Raw genomic sequence first — 20,231 nt, forward strand, 5'->3', positions numbered from 1 at the left:
CGTTCATTTGTGAAGCAAGTCCGCGCAAAGCGGCGCCAACACTGGCAATCTTGCCGCTGCCGACGCAATTTGCGCGACATCACTATAATGAACCCGTAATGATAATGCTTAATCGCTGATCTAATGGAAATTATGAATAACTGGAATCAATTTTTAACCGCCCAAGGCGCCCGCCCCGTTGCCACCGGTGGCGTGCCTGACGGCACCGCCCCCATCGCCGCCGCCCCTATCCATGATTTCGGCCAGTCCCTGACCGTGCCCCAGCTGCAAGAAGGTTTTGTCGCGGCCATCACGGACCAGGGCTTGATCGGCTTGAACGGCGACGAGGCAGCCAGTTTCCTGCACGGCCAGCTGACCAACGACGTGGAACACCTGAGCCAGGAGCAAGTGCGCCTGGCCGGCTACTGCACGCCGAAGGGCCGCTTGCTGGCCAGTTTCCTGATGTGGCGCAACGCCACCACCATTTATCTGCAATTGCCGCGCACCATACAGCCAGCCATCCAGAAGCGGCTGCAAATGTTCGTGCTGCGCGCCAAGGCCAAGCTGCACGATGCATCCTTTGACGAAGCGAACCAGGTCGTCCTGGGCCTCGGCGGCCAAAAGGCCAGCTCGGCCCTGTCCGCCTGGTTCCCGGCACTGCCCGCCACGCCGTTCAGCAAGGTCGAGCATGAGTTGGGCACGCTGCTGCGCGTGGCCGATGCATTTGGCAGCGCCCGCTATGAATGGCTGACGTCGGCCGCCACGGCGCGCGACGTGTGGACCCCATTGACGCAACAGTTGGCCAAGGGCGGCAATGACGCCTGGCAATTGTCCGAGATCCACGCGGGCATCCCGCAAATCACGGCCGCCACGCAAGAGCAATTCGTGCCGCAAATGGTCAACTTCGAGCTGCTGGGCGGCGTCAATTTCAAGAAAGGCTGCTACCCGGGCCAGGAAATCGTCGCGCGCAGCCAGTATCTGGGCAAGCTCAAGCGCCGCACCACCCTCGTCAGCATTGCCGATCCCTCGGTCGTGGCCGGCGGCGAACTATTCGCCATCAGCGACCCCGAGCAGCCTTGCGGCATGGTCGTCAACGCGGCTCCGAACGGCGTGGGCGGCATCGACGCCCTCGTTGAAATGAAGCTGGGGGCCATAGCAGAAGGTGCAAGCGCCGCCGGCGCCGTGCGCTACGGCTCGGCCCAGGGCGCCGCCGTGCAATTCCTGACCATGCCTTACGTGCTCGACGCACTCGACTTGTGAGAATGCCATGAAAGATCTGTACGTTTACTATCAGGTAAAAGAAGAGCACGCCCAGGCGCTGGAAGCCAGGGTGCGTGCCTTGCAGGCAAAACTGGCGGCCGCCTCCGGCGTGGCGCCGCAACTCAAGCGCCGTCCTGACGCCAAGGATGGCTTGCAGACGTGGATGGAAATTTATCCCGTCGTCGGCGAAGGCTTTACGGAACTGCTGGCCAGCGCAGCCGACGAAGCGGGCTTGCTGTCATTGACGGCCGGCGCGCGCCATACGGAAGTGTTCATGGATTTGCCTCCATGTGCCTGATCGTTTTTGCCTGGAAAGTCAATCCGCACATCCCGCTGATTGCCGCCGCCAACCGCGACGAATTTTACGAACGCGCCAGCGCCCCCGCTGGTGCCTGGCCCGAGCACCCGCAAGTGTATGCTGGCCGCGACCTGCAGGCGGGCGGCAGCTGGATGGGTATCACGCAAGCCGGCGGCGGCAGCTCGCGCTTTGCCGCCATCACGAATATCCGCAGCCCGCAAGACCGCAACCCGGACGCCCCCTCGCGCGGCGCCCTGGTGGCCGACTACCTGGCTGGCAATATGTCGCCGCAAGACTACATCGCGCAAATCCGCCCCGGATGCAAAGCCTACAACGGTTTTAATCTGGTGCTGGGCGACGCGGATACCCTGATCTGGTTTTCCAACCGGGGCGATGGCGATGCGCGCAACGGCCAGCCTCTGGAGCCAGGCATCTACGGCCTGTCCAACGCGCTGCTCGACGCGCCATGGCCGAAGGTCCTGAAGACCAAGGCCCAGTTCGCCAGCTTGCTGTGCCAGGGCGCGCCCGACGAAGCGTATTTCGACATGCTGGCCGACACCACGCGCGCACCCGACTTCCGCTTGCCGGACACGGGCGTGCCGCTCGACCTCGAACGCGTGCTGTCCGCCGTCTGCATCGAAACGCCGGGCTACGGCACGCGCGCCTCCACCGTCGTCAAATTGTTCCCGGATTCTCCCGGCGAATTGCATGAGCTGGTGATACAGTAGGTCCGGGTAGGTCGGGGTAGGTCGGGTTAGCGCGCAAGCGCGTAAGCCGACAACACCACCACACTCAACCGGCATCACCACCGTCCACAATGTCGGATTACGCGCCCCTGCGGCGCGCTAATCCGACCTACGCACGCTTCCCCTTGTCTGCATCGAAAAGCCACTCCGCATGTGCTTGCACAAAAAAGAAAGCGCTTGCGCAAGCGCTTTCTTTTGTTTACGATAGCTTCAATCGCGGCGACACAGCCGCACACTATCGCAGTACACAATAATAAAAAAACCTCAGGAGACACCATGGCCACCATGGAAGATGTAGCGCGGGCGGCGGACGTATCGCTGTCGACCGTCTCTCACGTAGTCAACGGCACCCGCAAGGTCAGCCCGAAAACCGTCGCCGCCGTCAATGCGGCCATGCAGCAGATCGGCTATGTGCCCAACATGCTGGCGCGCGCGCTGGCCGGCTCCTCGTCGGGCACCATCGGCGTGGCCATTTCCGCCTTCACCAATCATTACTTCAGTGAAACCGTGCGCGCCATCGAGGCGGCCTGCACGCGCCATGGCTTGATGATGCTGTTTTCCGATACGCATGACGATCCCGAGCAGGAACTCAAAGTAGTACAGAACTTGCACCAGCGCCGGGTCGACGGCATCGTGCTGGCGCCGTCCGGCGATCCGCACAACCGCGCGCTCGACTATTTGACCAGCAACAAGATCGCTTCCGTGCTGGTCGACCGCATGTCGCCACAGCCGTTCGACCAGGTAGGTGTGGAAAACATCGAGGCGACGGCCCAGCTAGTCAGCCACCTGATCACGGCCCACGGCCACCGCCGCATCGGCTTCATCGCGGGCGCGCCCGGCCTGTCCACGACGCACGAGCGTATCGACGGCTACCGCCTGGCCTTGCAGCGCGCTAATATCAGCTTCGATGCGGAACTGCTGCGCTCGGGCGACTCCAACCTCGAGCGCAGCGGCGTGGCCACCCGCGAATTGCTGGCCCTGCCTGCAGGACAGCGTCCCACGGCCATCGTGGCCGGCAATAACCTGATGACCATCGGCACCATGCATGCCTTGCGCGACGCGCACATTGCGGTACCGCAAGACGTGTCCCTGGCAGGCTTCGATGATTTCGACTGGGCCGATTATTTCAGCCCCCGCCTGACCGTGATGGCGCAGCCGCTCGAAGAGCTGGGCGCCATGGCCGTCGACCTGCTGATCGAGCGCATCGCCCATCCCGGCCGTGCCCAGCACGTGCAGCGCCTGTCGCCGACCTTGCGCGTACGCAATTCCTGCGGCTGCCCCTGACCTTTTACAGTAAATCAACATGCATCCAGCGATTTCCCTCGGTATCGACCTCGGTACCTCCGAACTGAAAACCGTGCTGATGGACAGCACTGGCGCCGTGCGCGGCCAAGCGTCCGTGCGCGTCGACACCAGCCGCCCACAGCCGGGCTGGTCCGAACAAGCGCCGCAAGACTGGTGGGCCGCCTGCGTCAACGCCCTGGCGCAGCTGCGCGCCGGCTGGCCGCAGGAATACGCGCAGGTCGCCTGCATCGGCCTGTCGGGCCAGATGCACGGCGCCGTGCTGCTCGACGAGCAAGACACCGTGATCCGTCCCGCCATCCTGTGGAACGATGCGCGCGCCGAAGCCGAAGCGGCCAGCCTGGCGCGCGACTATCCCGCGTATGCGGACGTGACGGGCAGCCTGCCCATGGCGGGCCTGACGGCGCCAAAACTGCTGTGGCTGCAAACCCACGAGCCTGACGCCTTTGCCGCCATCGCCTGCCTGCTGTCGCCCAAGGATTATCTGCGCCTGCAATTGACGGGCAACAAGGTCACCGACATGTCCGACGCGGCCGGTACCCTGTGGCTGGACGAGGCCAGCCGTGCCTGGTTCGCCCCCATGCTGGCCGCCTGCGGTTTGCGTGCGGAACAGATGCCGGCGCTGGCCGAAGGCGATGCGGCCACGGGCACGGTGCTGGCCGCCGTCGCAGACAAGCTGGGCTTGCCAGCGGACGTGGTGGTGGCGGCCGGCGGCGGCGACAACCCCGTCTCGGCCGTGGGCATCGGCGCCGTCAACGGCGGCGACAGTTTCATTTCGCTGGGCACCAGCGCCGCCATCGTTTCCGTCACCGAACAGCCTTTGGGCAATCCGGCCGGCGGCGTGCACAGCTTTTGCCACGCCCTGCCCGGCCGCTGGTATGCGATGGGCGCGATCCTGTCCGGCGCCAGCTGCTTGCGCTGGGCCACTGGCGTGCTGGGCCAGCCCGACGAGGCGGCCCTGCTGGCGCTGGTGGAAGCGCTCTTGCCGCTCGACAGCACCATCGCGCCGTCCGCACCCCTGTTCCTGCCGTATCTGTCTGGCGAGCGCACGCCGCATAACGACCCGCAAGTGCGCGGCGCCTTTTTACAGCTGGGCCACGACAGCACGCCGGCGCAGCTCGGCTATGCCGTGCTCGAAGGCGTGGCCTTTGCCTTGCGCGACGCGATGGCGGCCGTCACGTCGACAGGCGCCGTCGTTCCCCACTGCATGCTGGTGGGCGGCGGCGCGCGCAGCCAGTACTGGGCGCAATTGCTGGCCAATGTGCTGGGCCGCGAGATGCGCACCCTGCACAACAGCGAACTGTCCGCCAGCCTGGGCGCGGCCAAGCTCGGCTTTGCCGCCATCGGCCAGCGCCAGCTGCTGGCCACCAGCTTGCCCATCAAAAACACTTTCCTGCCCGATGCCGCGCACAGCGCAGCCTTGAGCATCCGCTACAGCCGCTACCGTAGCTTGTTTCCCGCCGTGCAAGCCTTGCACCAACTCAGTGATAAGGAAGAGTAATGAATCAGCTGCAACAATTGAAACAACACAGCACCGTCGTCGCCGACACGGGCGACTTTTTGCAACTGGCGCGCTTCGCGCCGCAGGACGCCACCACCAATCCGTCGCTGATTTTAAAGGCCGTGCTGCAGCCCGATTACGCACCCTTGCTGGAAAGCACGGTCGCCGCGCACAAGAACGCGTCGCTGGACGATATTGTCGACCAGGTGCTGGTGCGCTTCGGCCTGGAAATTTTGAAGGTGGTGCCGGGCCGCGTATCGACGGAAGTCGATGCGCGCCTGAGCTTTGACCGCGACGCCACGGTCGCCCGCGGACGCCGCCTGATCGCCCTGTACGAGCAAGCCGGCATTAACCGCGAGCGCGTGCTGATCAAGGTCGCCGCCACCTGGGAAGGCATCCAGGCGGCGCGCGAACTGGAAAAAGACGGCATCTTTTGCAACCTGACCCTGCTGTTCGCATTTTGCCAGGCCGTCGCCTGCGCTGATGCGAAAGTACGGCTGATTTCGCCTTTTGTGGGCCGCATCTACGACTGGCATAAAAAATCGCTGGGCGCGGCATGGGACGAAGCGGCGCGCAGCTTGTCCAACGATCCAGGTGTACAGTCGGTCACGCGCATCTTCAATTACTACAAACAACATGGCATCGCCACGCAAGTGATGGGCGCCAGCTTCCGCAACGTGGGCCAGATCACGGCCCTGTCCGGCTGCGACTTGCTGACCATCAGCCCCGATCTGCTGGCGAAACTCGAAACGGCAGATGCACCGTTCGAGCGGGCCCTGGGCGCCGACCTGGGCGAGGCGCAGCCGGCCATCACGTATGACGAAGCCGCTTTCCGCTACGCCTTGAACGACGACGCGATGGCGACCGAAAAGCTGGCCGAAGGCATCCGCGGCTTTGCCGTCGATGCGGGCAAGCTGGACGCCATGATCGAGAAATTACGCAGTCAATAAGTTGGCACCCTTTTTCACCCGTAGCACCGTTTGTTTTTCACAATAAAAACCCTTGGAGATCCTCATGAAAAAAGTCATTACCGCCTCCCTGCTGCTGTCCGCCGCCTGTGGCGCTTTCGCTGCTGACAAACCGCTGAAATCGATCGGCGTGAGCGTGGGCGACCTGGCCAACCCGTTCTTCGTGGCGATTGGCCGCGGCGCGGAAGAAAGCGCGAAAAAGCTGGGCGGCCCTGGCGTGAAAGTCACCACAGTGTCCAGCAAGTATGACCTGAACACCCAGGTGGACCAGATCGAAAACTTTATTGCCAACAAGACCGACATCATCATCCTGAACGCCGTCGACTCGAAGGGCATCGCGCCAGCCATCAAGAAAGCGCGCAATGCGGGCGTGGTCGTGATCGCTGTCGACGTGGGCGCCGTGGGCGCATCGGCCACCGTGATGTCCGACAACACCATGGCTGGCGACGTGTCGTGCGCCTACCTGGCCAAGCAGATCGGCGGCAAGGGCAATGTGGTGATTCTGAACGGCCCGCCGGTCACGTCCGTGATCGACCGCGTGAATGGCTGCAAGAAAACCCTGGCTGCGTTCAAGGATATCAAGATCCTGTCCGACAACCAGAACGCCGGCGGCAGCCGCGACGGCGGTATGACCGTGATGTCGAACCTGCTGACGGCCCATCCGAAGATCGACGGCGTGTTCGCCATCAATGATCCGACCGGTATCGGCGCCGAACTGGCGATCAAGCAGTCGAAGCGCACGGACGTCAAACTGATCACGGCCGTCGATGGCGCGCCCGATGGCCAGAACGCCCTGAAAAACAAGGCCGGCCTGTTCGCCGCCACCTCGGCGCAAAACCCGTACCGCATGGCCACCGACGCCGTGCAGATGGGCTACGACATCATGAACGGCCGCACGCCGAAACAGACCATGGTGCTGTTGCCGACCCCGGCCATCACCAAGGAAAACGTCGCCACCTACACGGGCTGGGTAAAGAACTGATCTGCCTGACCTGAACCACGAGGCGCCGCTGGCCGGTTGGCAGGCGGCGCCAGTTTCACAAGCAAGGAAGGACAGTCATGAGCGACGATATTATTTTTGAAATGCGCGGCATCGAGAAGCGCTTTGGCGCCACGCGCGCGCTGCGCGGCGTGCACCTGACCGTGCGCAGCGGCGAAATCCATGCCGTGATGGGCGAGAACGGCGCCGGCAAGAGTACCCTGATGAAGATTTTATCGGGCGTGTACACGCCGGACGCCGGCGAGATCATTCTCGACGGCAAGCCGATCCGCATCCGCAACCCGGGCGAGGCACGCGCGCTGGGCATCAACCTGATCTACCAGGAACTGAGCGTGGCCAAGAACATGACGGTGGCGCAGAACGTCTTCATGGGCAGCGAGCCGAAGGGACCGTTCTGGACCGTCAAGGGCGGCGAAATGCGCGCGCGCACGAACGCCATCCTGGCCGATCTCGGTTCCCGCTTCGACGCCGACACCATGGTGTCGACCCTGTCGATCGCCGAGCAGCAGCAGGTGGAAATCGCCCGCGCCCTCGTGCACGAAAGCCGCATCCTGATCATGGACGAGCCCACTGCCGCCCTGTCCGACCGGGAAACAGAACAATTGTTCCGCATCATCGAAGAGCAGCGCGACAAGGGTCTGGCCGTACTCTACATCAGCCACCGCATGGCCGAAGTGGAACGCCTGGCGCGCCGCATCACGGTGCTGCGCGACGGCGCCTATGTGGGCGAGCTGGGCAAGGATGAGCTGGATCAAAAGAAAGTCGTGCAAATGATGGTGGGCCGCCCTGCCGACGACTTTTATTCGCACCAGCGGCGCACCACCCGGGGCGCCGAGCGCCTGCGCGTGGACAAGGTGGGCGGCGGCAAGGTCAAGCCTGCCTCGTTCGCCCTGCATGCGGGCGAAGTGACGGGTCTTGCCGGCCTCGTCGGCGCGGGCCGCACGGAACTGGCGCGCCTGATCTTTGGCGCGGACAAGAAGCAATCCGGGCAAGTATGGCTCGACGGCCAGGAAGTGCATATCCACCGGCCGCTGGCGGCCATCCGCCACGGCATCGGCTACCTGCCCGAAGACCGCAAGAGCCTGGGCCTGTTCATGCAATTGTCGGCCATGGAAAACATGTCGATGAATATCCTGTCCAAGCATGCGACGGCGGGCGTGGTCAACCGTGGCGCCCTGACCCAGCTCACGCGCGAGGCCATCAGCAACCTCAACGTGAAAGTGTCGGGGCCGGACGGCATCGTCGGCGGACTCTCCGGCGGCAACCAGCAGAAAGTCTTGCTGGCGCGCTGGCTGGCCATCGCGCCCAAGGTCCTCATCCTCGATGAACCGACGCGGGGCGTGGACGTGGGCGCGAAGAGCGAAATCTACAAGATCATCCACCAGCTGGCGGACGCGGGCACGGCCGTGCTGTGCATTTCCAGCGAACTGGCCGAGCTGGTCGGCATTTGCGACCGCGTGATGGTGATGTGCGAAGGCAGACTCACCGGCGAAGTCACGGGCGACGACATCACGCAGGAAAACATCCTTGCCTATGCCACCCTGCAAGAAGCGGCATAAAAATAATCATTCAGGAGATTTAACATGACAACGAGTACCACCAGCGGCGCCGCGCGCGCCGGCGAACCCTTCAATGCCTCGAACCTGATGCGCCGCCTGGGCATGCTGCCCGTGCTGGTGGTGCTCTACCTGGCCATGTACGGTCTGACCGTGTATTTCTCGGCCGACGGCACGTCGACGTTCATGACCAGCAATAACACCATGAACATCTTCCGCCAGGTGTCGATCAATATCGTGCTGGCGTCCGGCATGACCTTCGTCATCCTGACCAGCGGCATCGATTTGTCCGTCGGTTCCGTGCTGGCCGTCTCGGCCGTGGCAGGCATGCTGATGTCGCTGTCGGCCCAGTTCGCCGGCTTCTCGATTCCCGCCTTCCTCATCGTCGGCCTGCTGCTGGGTGCGCTCAATGGCGTGCTGGTCGCCCTCGTCGGCCTGAACCCGTTTGTCGTGACCCTGGGCACCATGACGGCCCTGCGCGGCGCCGCCTACCTGCTGGCGGACGGCACCAGCGTGCTGAACACGGAAATCCCGAGCTTTGAATGGATGGGTAACGGCAGCTTCCTGGCAGTGCCCTGGCTGATCTGGCTGGCGGCGGCCGTCGTCGTGCTGACGTGGTTTATTTTGCGCAAGACGACACTGGGCCTGCATATCTACGCCGTCGGCGGCAATATCCAGGCGGCCCGTTTGACCGGTATCAAGGTTGGCCTCGTGCTGATGTTTGTCTACACCATCAGCGGCCTGTTCGCCGGCCTGGGCGGCGCCATGTCGGCCAGCCGTCTGTATGCGGCCAACGGCAACTGGGGTACCGGTTATGAACTCGATGCGATTGCGGCCGTCGTGCTGGGCGGCACCAGCCTGATGGGCGGCGTGGGTTCCGTCTGGGGCACCGTCATCGGCGCCCTGATCATCGGCGTGATGAACAACGGCTTGACGATTCTGGGGCTGTCGTCGTTCTGGCAGTATGTGGCGAAAGGCGTCGTGATCGTGCTGGCGGTGATTCTCGACAAATGGCGCCAGTCGCACGCGCAGAACTGATTTTGCTGGTGTTGTCGGGTTACGCGCTTTGCGCTAACCCGACCTACGTGCAACGACAGGCGTAGGTCGGATTAGGCCGCAGGCCGTAATCCGACAACACCCTAAAACACCAGCCGCATCTCCACATGCGCAATCCCCGCCTCTTCAAACTGTTCCCCCTGCTGCAAGAAACCGTGGCGCGCATAAAATGGCGCGGCCACGGTTTGCGCGTTCAGCACCACCGCCAAGTCTCCCCTTTCGCGGGCCTTCTCCATCAGCAAAGTCAAGATGGCGCCGCCCACGCCCGTGCCGCGTCCCGGCTGGCGCACGGCCATACGGCCGATGTGGCCATCGGGCAGTAACCGGCCCGTGCCGATGGCGGCACCAAAGTCATCATAGGCGACGGCGTGCAGGCAGACGGCGTCCATGTCGTCGAGTTCAATCTCGGCCGGCACTTTCTGTTCATCGACAAAGACTTCAAAACGGATGGCGGTGGCGTCGGAGCCCAGGGTGGCCCAGTCGCCGAGGCGGATGGTGTGCTTGGTCATGATGTACGGTAGAAAGAAACAGGCCGCCATTGTCGCACGGCCTGCCGCGCCCTGGCAGTTGGTTCGGCTCAAGCGTTCGATTTCAAGTAGCGTCCAGGTGTTTCACCGAGTATTTTGCGAAACATGACGACAAAATTGCTCGCGTTCTCGTAGCCCAGGCCCTCTGCGACATGCTGGACCGTGGCACCCCTGGCCATCCATTGCAAGGCGAGCAGGATATGCAGTTGCCTGCGCCAGCGTCCGAAACTCATGCCGGTTTCCCGGGACACCAGGCGTGACAGCGTGCGCGCACTGATGCCCATCCGCTGCGCCCATGATTCGATGTTGCCCGGATCGGACGGACGCGCCATGATCCACTCGACCAGTTTGCGTAGCCGCTTGTCTGTCGTCAGGGGTAGATGAACCTGGCCGGGCTGCGCCAGCGCCATTTCGTCGAGAAGCAGAGTCATCAGTCGTGACGCCATGCCGCCCTCTTCGTAGCGCATCGGCAGTGCCGCTGAACGGATCACCAATTCACGCAGCAGCGGCGTGGTCGACAAGGTGCAGCACTCCCGCGGCAACGCGCCGCCCACCGCAGGATCGACATACACCACGTAACAATCGACCGTGCCGGCCCCATCCATTCGATGTTGTGTGCCACCGGGTATCCAAATGGCGCTTCCTGGCGGTACCAGCCAGAAGCCGCCGTCCACCTCGCAGGTCAGCACGCCGCGCATCCAGAGCAGGAACTGGCCTTTTCGATGCTGATGAAAATCCCTCTCCTTGCGGCTATCCATGTCGCGACCAACGGCGCCAAGCGTGACCACCGGCCTTGGCACGCAGTCGGGATCTTCCCACTCGCTGGACGAGTCGTCGCTGAAAACAGGCATCGGGCACCTTTCAAGGGTCAGAGTCAGTGGCAAGAATTCAATATAACATGGCCTGTTCGCTCATTGTGACCAACACGTGGCGCGCCTAACATGGACACTGACATCACAACCACGAAAGCTGTCACATGGAACAAACGAAGAAAATCCTGATCTGCGGCGGCGGCATCGCCGGCCCTGCGTGTGCCTGGTGGCTGACCAAGTACGGCTACTCCGTGGTGCTCGTCGAAAAGGCTGGCGCGCTCAGGGTCGGCGGGCAGAACGTCGATGTGAAGGATGCCGCGCAGCAGGTCATCAAGCGCATGGGTTTGACGGAACAGGTCGAGGCGCGCGACACGCTGGAATGCGGACAGAAGTGGCTCGACGCGGCCGGCAAGGTGGTGGCTGTTTTTCCCAAAGGTAGTATCGGTGGACTGACCTGCGATTTCGAAATCCTGCGCGGCGATTTCGCGCGTATTTTGTTCGATGCGACCAGCGGTACTTGCGAATACCGTTTTGGCACGTGCGTCAGTGGCGTTGAAGAGATTGAAAATGGCGTGCGGGCAACCTTTGCCAATGGCACGGCAGAGGACTTCGCGCTGGTGATCTGCGCCGACGGCGTGAGCTCGCCGACCAGAGACCTGGCGCTGGCTGCTGAAACGCGCATGCGTTACCTCGGTGCCTACATGGCGTTTTTCAACATTCCCCGGCGGCCGGAGGACGACTTCTGGGCCTGCTCCGTCAATGGCATAGGCGGGACGATGATCAACCTCAGGCCAGGTGGCTTGACGCACACTACCGTGCTGATGACCTTTCCTGCCTTTGAGCCTGGCGTGCGGAGTCCGACGACGCCGTCGCGGCGCGAGATGCTGCGTGCGGCACTGGTGGGCCGGGGCAAGGTGGCCGATCGTATCATCGCCGAGCTGGATAATGTCCAGGACTTCTACTTCGGGCCGATGAGCCAGGTACAAGCTTCCACCTGGTCAAAAGGCCGGCTGGTCTTGCTGGGCGATGCGGCGCACTGCCCGACGCCATTCACGGGCAAGGGCACGGCGCTGGCGCTGGTGGGAGCCTACGTGCTGGCGGGGGAAATCAAGAGATGCGCGAACCACACCGAGGCTTTCGAGGCATACGAACACATGCTTCGCCCGTATGTCGAGCGTACACAGCGGGAGCTGAGCCCTCGCCTCATCCGGCTCATGCACGTGCGGACGCGGTTCGGCATCGCCATCGCGCACCTGCTGCAACGGTGCTTCGGCAGCGCCCTGATCCAGTCGCTGTTGCAAGCGAACGCCACGAGCAAGGCGCGCAGGATCGACGAGGATTTCACGCTCCCGATCTATTGAAAGCATTGCTGCGCTACCGGGCGCGCCCGGTCACTTTTCAGGACGGCCCGGTTACAACTTCACCAGCTGCTTGCCGAAGTTGCGCCCTTTTAAGAGGCCGATGAAGGCCTCGGGTGCGCTGGCCAGGCGGTCGGCCACGGATTCGCGGAATTTCAGCTTGCCCGTCGCCACCAGCGTTCCCAGTTCCGCCAGTCCCTGCGGCCAGAATTCCGGCTGTTCCGAAACGATGAAGCCGCGCACGGTGAGGCGGTTGGTGAGGATCAGGCGCGCATTGTCGAGCGGCGTCGGTTCGCCGTTGTAGCCGGCGATCCAGCCGCACACGGCCACACGGCCAAACGCGTTGGTGCGCGCCAGCGCCGCATCGAAGATGGCGCCGCCCACGTTTTCAAAGATGGCGTCGATGCCGTCCGGCGTGGCCGCCGCCAAATCGGCCTCAAGATTGCCCGCCTTGTAATCGACGCAGGCATCGAAACCCAGTTCCTCGACAACATAGCGGCATTTTTCCGCACCGCCGGCGATACCGACGACGCGGCAGCCTTTCAATTTCGCCAGTTGCCCCACGACGCTGCCCACGGCGCCGCTGGCGGCCGACACGACCACGGTTTCGCCCGCTTTCGGCGCCATGATCTGATTCAAGCCATACCACGCCGTCATGCCCGGCATGCCGACGGATCCCAGGTAAGCCGAAGCGGGAATCTGTGTCGTGTCGACCTTGCGCAGCATGGTGCCATCCGACACGGCCACTTCCGTCCAGCCCAAAGTCCCCACGACCGTGTCGCCCACGGCAAACTTCGGATGTTTCGACTCAAGTACCACGCCCACCGTGCCGCCGATCATGGTTTCATCGAGCGCTTGCGGCGCCGCATAGCTTTTATTGGCACTCATGCGCCCGCGCATGTAAGGATCGAGCGACAGGTACTGATTGCGTACCAGCAATTCACCATCGTTGATGGCGGGAAGGTCTTGAGTTTCCAGGCGAAAATGTGCCGGGTTGACTTCCTCCGTGGAGGCGGGGCGCGAGGCGAGGACGATGCGTTGGTAGGTGGTCATGAATGCTCCTGTTATTGATCAATGAAACCCAGAGGCGACAACTGGGGTCGAACCCTGAGGGTTCGACCCCGGCCCTTCGTTTGGGGTTAACGGGTTTTCACACTTCATAGTCCATGCACTGCCGCGCTTCCCGTACCGCCCCAAAAAACGGCTTGATTTTCACGTGCTCGGGGTGGTTCTGGTAGGCATCGAGCGCTTCGCGGCTGGCGAATTCGCTGTACAGGACGATGTCGTAGGTCGCTTCCAGGCCCGGCTGGGCCACGGCTGCTTCGAATTTCAGGATGCCGGGCACCAGGCCGGAGCAGGAATCGAGCAGGGCTTTCAGTTTCAAAGCGTTCGTGGCGCGGTCGGCGCCTTCGGCGTGGTCTAACAGTTTCCAGAAAACGATGTGCTTGATCATGGTGGCAGGCTGCTTGTTTATTAATGAAGCATTACTGTACCCGCTATCGGCGCGTCTTGCAGGAACGGGGCGCGCAATGCAAACGGGCGGCCTCGAAGGCCGCCCGAAGACTGGGTTTAATTTAAATCACAGTACTTCGAACAGCCCGGCCGCGCCCTGCCCGCCGCCGATGCACATGGTCACGACCACGTATTTGACGCCGCGGCGCTTGCCTTCGATCAAGGCGTGGCCCGTCAGGCGGGCGCCCGACACGCCGTACGGGTGGCCGACGGCAATCGCGCCGCCGTTCACGTTCAGGCGGTCCATGGGGATGCCCAGGGTGTCGGCGCAATACAGCACTTGCACGGCGAACGCTTCATTGAGTTCCCACAGACCGATGTCGGCGACAGTCAAGCCCGCTTTTTTCAGCAGTTTCGGGATGGCAAACACGGGGCCGATACCCATTTCATCGGGTTCGCAGCCGGCCACGGCAAAGCCGCGGAAGACGCCCAGCGGTTGTAGACCTTTCGCTTCGGCCACTTTCGCATTCATGACGATGGCCATCGACGCGCCATCGGAAAACTGGCTGGCGTTGCCGGCGCTGATGACGCCGCCAGGAATGGCCGGGCGGATCTTCGCCACGCCGTCATACGTCGTGTCGGCGCGGATGCCTTCATCGGCGGAAATCGTCACTTCGCGCGAGACCAGCATGCCGCTGGCCTTGTCGGCCACGCCCATGATGGTGGTCATCGGCACGATTTCCGCGTCGAACAGGCCGGCGGCCAGGGCGCTTGCTGCGCGCTGCTGGCTTTGCGCGCCGTAGGCATCCTGGCGCTCGCGCGAAATCTGGTAGCGCTTGGCCACGGTTTCGGCCGTCTGCAGCATGGGCCAGTACACTTCCGGCTTGTGCTGCTGCAACCAGACGTCGCGGTACATATGCGTATTCATTTCGTTTTGCACGCAGGAAATCGATTCCACGCCCCCGGCCGCATAGATATCGCCTTCGCCGGCGATGATGCGCTGCGCCGCCAGAGCGATGGCCTGCAAGCCTGAAGAACAAAAACGGTTGACGGTCATGCCGGCCGTGGTGACGGGGCAGCCGCCGCGCAAGGCCACCTGGCGCGCGATGTTGCCGCCCGTCGCGCCTTCGGGGAAGGCGCAGCCGACCAGCACGTCTTCCACTTCCTCCGCCTCGATGCGCGCGCGCTCGACGGCGGCGGCCAGCACGTGGCCACCCAGGGTGGCGCCATGCGTCATGTTGAACGCGCCCTTCCAGGACTTGGCCAGGCCCGTGCGGGCGGTCGATACGATGACGGCTTCATTCATGCTGTGTCTCCTTGTGGGGATATTATGGGGTGAGGTATCTGCGCAATGAGAATAGCACATTTAAGTACGGTCGTTCGCAAAGTTCGGGGTAACATCGATTTGTAAGCTTGGTGTAAGTTTCAAGCAAGCATGACGTAAGGTTCGGAGAACACACTCGCCTCCAGCTGTTGCAAGAATGGTCAAAAAGACCGCGGCACCAGTTCACTATAAAACATAGGGAGACAAACCATGGCATCACCATCCGGCCCGGCCGACGTACGGAAATTTTCCACCAAAGGCACACCTATCACGCCTGAGGAACGCAAGGTCATCTTTGCATCCTCGCTCGGCACCGTCTTTGAATGGTACGATTTTTACCTGTACGGTTCGCTCGCTTCCATCATCGCCAAGCAATTCTTCATCGGCGACCCTACCACCACCTTCATCTTCGCGCTGCTGGCCTTTGCCGCCGGCTTCATCGTGCGTCCATTCGGCGCGCTGGTCTTCGGCCGCCTGGGCGACATGATCGGCCGCAAGTACACCTTCCTGATCACCATTCTGATCATGGGCGGCTCCACCTTCATCGTCGGCTTGCTGCCGGGCCACGCCTCCATCGGCATCGCCGCACCGATCATCCTCGTCATCCTGCGCATCCTGCAAGGCCTGGCGCTGGGCGGCGAGTACGGCGGCGCAGCCACCTATGTGGCCGAGCATGCGCCTGAAGGCAAACGCGGCGCGTTCACGGCGTGGATACAAACGACGGCAACCCTGGGCTTCTTCCTGTCGCTGATGGTCATCCTGGGCACCCGCCTGGCGACCGGCGAGAAGGATTTCGAAGCATGGGGCTGGCGCATTCCCTTCCTCGTCTCCGTCATCCTGCTGGGTATTTCCGTGTGGATCCGCCTGGCCATGAATGAATCACCGGCGTTTTCCAAGATGAAAGCCGAGGGCAAGACCTCGAAAGCCCCGCTGACGGAAGCGTTCGGCCAGTGGAAAAACCTGAAGATCGTCATCCTGGCCCTGATCGGCCTGACCGCCGGCCAGGCAGTCGTCTGGTACACGGGCCAGTTCTACGCCCTGTTCTTCATGATCCAGACCCTGAAAGTGGACCTGGCAACGGCCAACGTGCTGGTCGCCATCGCCCTGCTGCTGGCCACGCCGTTCTTCCTGTTCTTCGGCAGCCTGTCCGACCGCATCGGCCGCAAGTACATCATCCTCGGCGGCTGCCTGATCGCCGCAGCGACCTACTTCCCGATCTTCAACGGCCTGACCCACTTCGCCAATCCGCAGCTGGAAGCGGCGCTGAAGAACTCGCCAGTGGTGGTGGTTGCCGATCCTGCTTCCTGCCACTTCCAGTTCAACATGACGGGCACGAAGAAATTCCCATCGTCGTGCGACATCGCCACGGGCTTCCTGTCGAACAGCTCGGTGAACTACACGAAGGAAGACGCGCCGGCCGGCAGCATCGCCAAGGTGCGCATCGGTACGAAGGAATTTACGTCGTTTAACGCCGTCATGACGGCCGATGGCCTGAACTTCGATGCGGAAAGCAAGGCCCACGAAGCGGCGCTGAAAAAAGAACTGGGCGCCGGCATCAAGGAAGCGGGCTACCCTGCGAAAGCCGATCCTGACCAGATCAACAAGCCGATGGTGGTCTTGCTGCTGTTCATCCTGGTGCTGTACGTAACCATGGTGTATGGCCCGATCGCCGCCATGCTGGTGGAAATGTTCCCGACCCGTATCCGCTACACCTCGATGTCCCTGCCCTACCATATCGGTAACGGCTGGTTCGGCGGCTTGCTGCCGACCACAGCCTTCGCGCTGGTGGCTTTCAAGGGCGATATCTATTACGGCCTGTGGTATCCGATCGTCGTCGCCCTGGCGACTGTCGTGATCGGCACCCTGTTCGTCAAGGAAACGAAGGATAACAATATCTACGCTGACGATTAATCTGAAGCAAGCCCCGGTCGCAAGGCCGGGGTCCGCAATGCAAAACGCCGCTGACTGGTCAGCGGCGTTTTTTTATGTGGTTGCAAGCTTACTTGTCGCTCTTGCTCTTTTTCAGCTGGTCGCGCTGCTGCACGTATTCCTGGTAGCTGGTCTGGTTGCGCTTGCGGCAGGCGTTGCGGTCGTCGAAATTATTGAGGCTGTTGCAGTACTCGCCGATCTTGTCCCGGTTCGCGTCATACAGTACTTCGCAGCCGGTGATGGCCAGCAAGAAGGGAATGATCAGATATTTCATTGCTACTCTCATGGATAGGGACGGGATTGCGCGAAAAAACACCAGATTGCCCACTGGATAAGCGGGCTGCTTTATCTTAACGCGATCTTGACGAAAAGTACAAGCGCTCGGTATTACTTATTGGAAAGGATACCCGGCGCAAGGACCTGATCGGCGCCGGCCTCCTCGTTCAACAGCGGATTGCCGGCCGCAAACGCCGCCAGGTGCTCAAGCAGCACGCGCACGCGGGCCGGCAGGTAGCGCCGCTGCGTCCACACGGCGTACACGTGACGCGGCTGCGGCATCCAGTCGGGCAAGACGCGTACGAGGCTGCCGCTGGCCACTTCGTCGCGGCATTGCAAAAGCGGACACAGCAAGATGCCGATGCCCGCGTCGGCCATCTCCACGGCCAGGCGCATTTCATTGACGCGCAGGCGCGCCTGCGGTTCGATCACCAGCTCGGCGCCGTCGCCAGGGCGCCGCAAGCGCCAGCTGCGCAATGGCTCGGCCACGATCAACTCGTGCTTTTCCAGCTCCTGCAAGTCGCGCGGCACGCCGGCGCGCGCCAGGTAGGCAGGCGCGGCCACCATCACCAGCGAAGCGCTGCCCAGCCGGCGCTGCATCAGCGAGGAATCGTCGAGCGCGCCCACGCGGATGGCCAGGTCGGCGCCGCTGCCCACCAGGTCTTGCAGCAGGTTCGACAGTTCCAGCTCCAGGCGGATGTCCGGATACTTCTGCATGAAGCTGACCCAGGCTGGCGTCAGCAAGCCGCTGGCGAAGTTGACGGGCGCCAGCACGCGGATGCTGCCCGAGACCGCCGACAGGCTGGCGTCGAGCTGCTGCGTCGCCTGCCGCAGGGCGTGCACGAGGGGACGGCACTGCTCGTAGTACTGCCAGCCTTCCGCCGTCGGCTGCAGGCGGCGCGCGCTGCGGTTGAGCAAGCGGTAGCCAAGCTGGCTTTCCAGCTTTTGCAGCCGGCGCGTGACGGTCGCGGCGGGCAAGCCTTCCTTGACGGCCGCCGCATGCAGGCTGCCCGCCTCGACAATGGCGACAAATAAGGCTAAATCATCAAGCATGATTGCATTTTCGGAATTTGAAATTAAAAATATGGCTCTAGTATAGATTGCTGCAAGTCGTTACGCTGGCGTATCTTTACACTTTGAAAGTGCACCATGTCCGACGCCCTGCGCCTGCGCTGCGTATTTGCCTTCCTGATGTCGCTGCTCATGACCCTGCTGATGAGCGCCTGGGTCACCTGGCTCAATATCGGCCTGCAGGCCGACTTCCTGCCCCGCTGGCGCCATGCGTTCTTTGCCGCCTGGCCCGTGGCCTTTTGCGCCGTGATGCTGTTCGCGCCCCGCGTGCAGCTGTTCAGCCGCAGCATCGTGGCCCGGCTCGCCAGCCGCCCTTAACCGGCAGTCGGCCAGCAACAGTATCACTCGGTCACTCCCGCCCACGGCCGCCCTGATCCGGGCTATGCTATGGCCGTCCTTGTTTTTATAGCGGAGTACCCATGCTTGATCACGTTTCCCTCACCGTCAGCGACCTGGAACGCGCCGAGCGCTTCTACGACGCCATCTTCGCCGCGCTAGGCGTGCCCAAGGTGGGCAGCGACCATGCCGATGCATGGATAGGCTATGGCGAGCGCAGCGATGCGGAACATCCCGGGCGCAGCTATTTTTCCGTGCGCCTCGGCCCCACGCCCGACGACGCGCCGCGCCGCCATTGCTGCTTCAAGGCGCCCTCGCGCGCCGCCGTGGAAGCGTTCTGGCATGCGGGGCTGGCGCATGGCGGCATCGACCTGGGCGCGCCCGGCTTGCGCCACTATCACGCCAGCTATTACGCGGCCTTTTTGTTCGATCCGGACGGCAACCGCATCGAAGCCGTCTGCCATCGCGCCGACGCCGGCTGACAGGACGGGAAATACGCCTCTGTTCGGCATTTCCACTTCGGCACGATTTGCCTATAATGGCTGGCAAGCCATACCCGTCCCCGGTCCGTGCACCAAGAAGGAGATTCATGCATCATCTATTCGTCGGCCGCCCCGCGCGCACCATGCTCCTCTCCAGCGCCGGCTTGCTGCTGGCAGGCTGTTTTTCCGGCTGCTCCCTGTTGCCATCGGCCCCGGTCATGCCCGGCGTGCCGGCCACGGCCGCCCTGCCCGACGCCAGCATCGCCTACACCCTGAGCGGCCAGGGCGGCTTGCCCGTCGTGTTCCAGTCGGCCATGGGCGACGGCAAGGATGTGTGGGCCAAGGTGGTGCCCGAAGTGGCTCGGCAGCACCGCGTGCTCGTGTACGACCGTCCCGGCTACGGCGACAGCAAAAAAACCACCACGCCGCGCGATCCGTGCACCATTGCCGCCCAACAGCGCGCCCTGCTGGCGCAAGCGGGCCTGAAGCCGCCGTATGTGCTGGTCGGCCATGGCTTGGGCGGGCTGTACCAGTATGTATATGCCAGGCTGTACCCGCAGGACGTGGCCGGCCTGGTCTTGCTCGATCCCACGCACCCGCAACAATGGAACCGCCTGCAAACGGACGCGTCCGCCTACGCCATGCTCGTCAAAACGCGGCGCAAACTCATGTTCAACAGTACGGAATCGGCCGAATTCGACGCCCAGACGCAGTGCCTGCAACACGTCGACATGAGCAGCCCGCTGCGCGTGCCCGCCATGCTGCTGGTACGCGACAAGTTCGGCATCGAGGAAATGGGTTCGTTCGAGAACGTGGTGCGGGCCCAGGAAAAGGATTGGCAGCGCCTGTCCGGCGCGCCAGCCATCGAGCGCATCACGGGCGCCGGCTACTACATCCAGAAGGACAACCCCGTCATCGTCAACGAGGCGGTCAAGATGGTGGCGAAGAAGAAGTAAACATGCTTGCTGGCGTCCGTGGTGGTGTCGGATTACGCGCTT

The 20,231-nt window shown here is 62.8% G+C and carries 21 protein-coding genes; 14 read left to right on the forward strand and 7 right to left on the reverse strand.

What is annotated here, in order from left to right:
• The first annotated feature begins 123 nt into the window (after positions 1–123).
• The 9 genes from ygfZ to FG13_RS05360 all read left to right on the forward strand — a co-directional run bounded on the left by ygfZ (position 124) and on the right by FG13_RS05360 (position 9,648).
• Positions 124–1,239 (forward strand): CAF17-like 4Fe-4S cluster assembly/insertion protein YgfZ, encoded by a 1,116-nt coding sequence (gene ygfZ, locus FG13_RS05320; RefSeq protein ID WP_035819068.1) that lies wholly within the window; start codon positions 124–126, stop codon positions 1,237–1,239.
• A gap of 7 nt (positions 1,240–1,246) precedes the next feature.
• Positions 1,247–1,537, forward strand: coding sequence for a DUF4936 family protein (locus FG13_RS05325; protein ID WP_035819070.1), 291 nt, complete (start codon positions 1,247–1,249; stop codon positions 1,535–1,537).
• The gene (locus tag FG13_RS05330; protein WP_035819072.1) at positions 1,528–2,265 is read left to right on the forward strand and encodes an NRDE family protein; all 738 of its coding nucleotides are present in this window, start codon (positions 1,528–1,530) and stop codon (positions 2,263–2,265) included. Before FG13_RS05325 ends, FG13_RS05330 begins: the two co-directional genes overlap by 10 nt.
• Positions 2,266–2,559: 294 nt before the next feature.
• Positions 2,560–3,567: a LacI family DNA-binding transcriptional regulator gene (locus FG13_RS05335; RefSeq protein ID WP_035819074.1), complete on the forward strand. Its 1,008-nt coding sequence runs from the start codon at positions 2,560–2,562 to the stop codon at positions 3,565–3,567.
• Between the two features lie 31 nt (positions 3,568–3,598).
• On the forward strand, positions 3,599–5,086 hold the full coding sequence (xylB, locus tag FG13_RS05340; protein WP_200880366.1) for a xylulokinase: 1,488 nt from the start codon (positions 3,599–3,601) through the stop codon (positions 5,084–5,086).
• Entirely contained in the window at positions 5,086–6,036 is a 951-nt protein-coding gene (tal, locus tag FG13_RS05345) for a transaldolase (RefSeq protein ID WP_035819079.1), read from the forward strand. Before xylB ends, tal begins: the two co-directional genes overlap by 1 nt.
• Positions 6,037–6,100: 64 nt before the next feature.
• Positions 6,101–7,036: an ABC transporter substrate-binding protein gene (locus FG13_RS05350; protein WP_077404737.1), complete on the forward strand. Its 936-nt coding sequence runs from the start codon at positions 6,101–6,103 to the stop codon at positions 7,034–7,036.
• Positions 7,037–7,113: 77 nt separating this feature from the next.
• Positions 7,114–8,613: a sugar ABC transporter ATP-binding protein gene (locus FG13_RS05355; protein ID WP_035819081.1), complete on the forward strand. Its 1,500-nt coding sequence runs from the start codon at positions 7,114–7,116 to the stop codon at positions 8,611–8,613.
• A gap of 24 nt (positions 8,614–8,637) precedes the next feature.
• Positions 8,638–9,648 (forward strand): ABC transporter permease subunit, encoded by a 1,011-nt coding sequence (locus FG13_RS05360; protein WP_035819084.1) that lies wholly within the window; start codon positions 8,638–8,640, stop codon positions 9,646–9,648.
• 101 nt (positions 9,649–9,749) lie between these two features.
• On the opposite strand, the gene FG13_RS05365 is transcribed toward FG13_RS05360, so the two are convergent.
• Together FG13_RS05365 and FG13_RS05370 are read right to left on the reverse strand one after the other, a co-directional pair.
• Positions 9,750–10,175, reverse strand: a complete 426-nt coding sequence (locus tag FG13_RS05365) for a GNAT family N-acetyltransferase (RefSeq protein WP_051959563.1) — start codon at positions 10,173–10,175, stop codon at positions 9,750–9,752.
• 68 nt (positions 10,176–10,243) lie between these two features.
• On the reverse strand, positions 10,244–11,044 hold the full coding sequence (locus FG13_RS05370) for an AraC family transcriptional regulator (protein WP_035819086.1): 801 nt from the start codon (positions 11,042–11,044) through the stop codon (positions 10,244–10,246).
• Between the two features lie 125 nt (positions 11,045–11,169).
• Here FG13_RS05370 and FG13_RS05375 point away from each other — a divergent pair, with 125 nt between their 5' ends.
• Positions 11,170–12,366 (forward strand): FAD-dependent monooxygenase, encoded by a 1,197-nt coding sequence (locus FG13_RS05375; RefSeq protein ID WP_035819088.1) that lies wholly within the window; start codon positions 11,170–11,172, stop codon positions 12,364–12,366.
• A gap of 51 nt (positions 12,367–12,417) precedes the next feature.
• Here the strand turns inward: FG13_RS05375 and FG13_RS05380 are convergent, their stop codons facing one another.
• From FG13_RS05380 to FG13_RS05390, 3 genes are all read right to left on the reverse strand, one after another.
• Entirely contained in the window at positions 12,418–13,416 is a 999-nt protein-coding gene (locus tag FG13_RS05380; protein ID WP_035819089.1) for an NADP-dependent oxidoreductase, read from the reverse strand.
• 97 nt (positions 13,417–13,513) lie between these two features.
• On the reverse strand, positions 13,514–13,816 hold the full coding sequence (locus FG13_RS05385) for a Dabb family protein (RefSeq protein WP_035819092.1): 303 nt from the start codon (positions 13,814–13,816) through the stop codon (positions 13,514–13,516).
• A gap of 126 nt (positions 13,817–13,942) precedes the next feature.
• Positions 13,943–15,121: an acetyl-CoA C-acyltransferase gene (locus FG13_RS05390; protein ID WP_035819095.1), complete on the reverse strand. Its 1,179-nt coding sequence runs from the start codon at positions 15,119–15,121 to the stop codon at positions 13,943–13,945.
• Positions 15,122–15,349: 228 nt separating this feature from the next.
• Between FG13_RS05390 and FG13_RS05395 the strand changes: the two genes are divergently transcribed.
• On the forward strand, positions 15,350–17,050 hold the full coding sequence (locus FG13_RS05395; RefSeq protein ID WP_035819098.1) for an MFS transporter: 1,701 nt from the start codon (positions 15,350–15,352) through the stop codon (positions 17,048–17,050).
• 88 nt (positions 17,051–17,138) lie between these two features.
• On the opposite strand, the gene FG13_RS05400 is transcribed toward FG13_RS05395, so the two are convergent.
• Both FG13_RS05400 and FG13_RS05405 read right to left on the reverse strand, forming a co-directional pair.
• Positions 17,139–17,342 (reverse strand): hypothetical protein, encoded by a 204-nt coding sequence (locus FG13_RS05400; RefSeq protein ID WP_035819100.1) that lies wholly within the window; start codon positions 17,340–17,342, stop codon positions 17,139–17,141.
• 113 nt (positions 17,343–17,455) lie between these two features.
• Positions 17,456–18,397 (reverse strand): LysR family transcriptional regulator, encoded by a 942-nt coding sequence (locus FG13_RS05405; protein WP_051958579.1) that lies wholly within the window; start codon positions 18,395–18,397, stop codon positions 17,456–17,458.
• Between the two features lie 96 nt (positions 18,398–18,493).
• Here FG13_RS05405 and FG13_RS05410 point away from each other — a divergent pair, with 96 nt between their 5' ends.
• The 3 genes from FG13_RS05410 to FG13_RS28775 all read left to right on the forward strand — a co-directional run bounded on the left by FG13_RS05410 (position 18,494) and on the right by FG13_RS28775 (position 20,189).
• A complete protein-coding gene (locus FG13_RS05410) occupies positions 18,494–18,733 on the forward strand; it encodes a DUF2798 domain-containing protein (RefSeq protein WP_035819102.1) in 240 nt (79 codons plus the stop codon).
• A gap of 101 nt (positions 18,734–18,834) precedes the next feature.
• Positions 18,835–19,233 carry a VOC family protein gene (locus FG13_RS05415; RefSeq protein ID WP_035819104.1) on the forward strand — a complete coding sequence of 133 codons (399 nt, stop codon included), beginning with the start codon at positions 18,835–18,837 and terminating at the stop codon, positions 19,231–19,233.
• A 107-nt stretch (positions 19,234–19,340) separates the two neighbouring features.
• Positions 19,341–20,189: an alpha/beta fold hydrolase gene (locus tag FG13_RS28775; protein WP_051958580.1), complete on the forward strand. Its 849-nt coding sequence runs from the start codon at positions 19,341–19,343 to the stop codon at positions 20,187–20,189.
• Positions 20,190–20,231 lie beyond the last annotated feature (42 nt).

This window comes from Janthinobacterium sp. RA13 (genome assembly GCF_000745325.1).
Classification (GTDB): Bacteria; Pseudomonadota; Gammaproteobacteria; order Burkholderiales; family Burkholderiaceae_D; genus Janthinobacterium; species Janthinobacterium rivuli.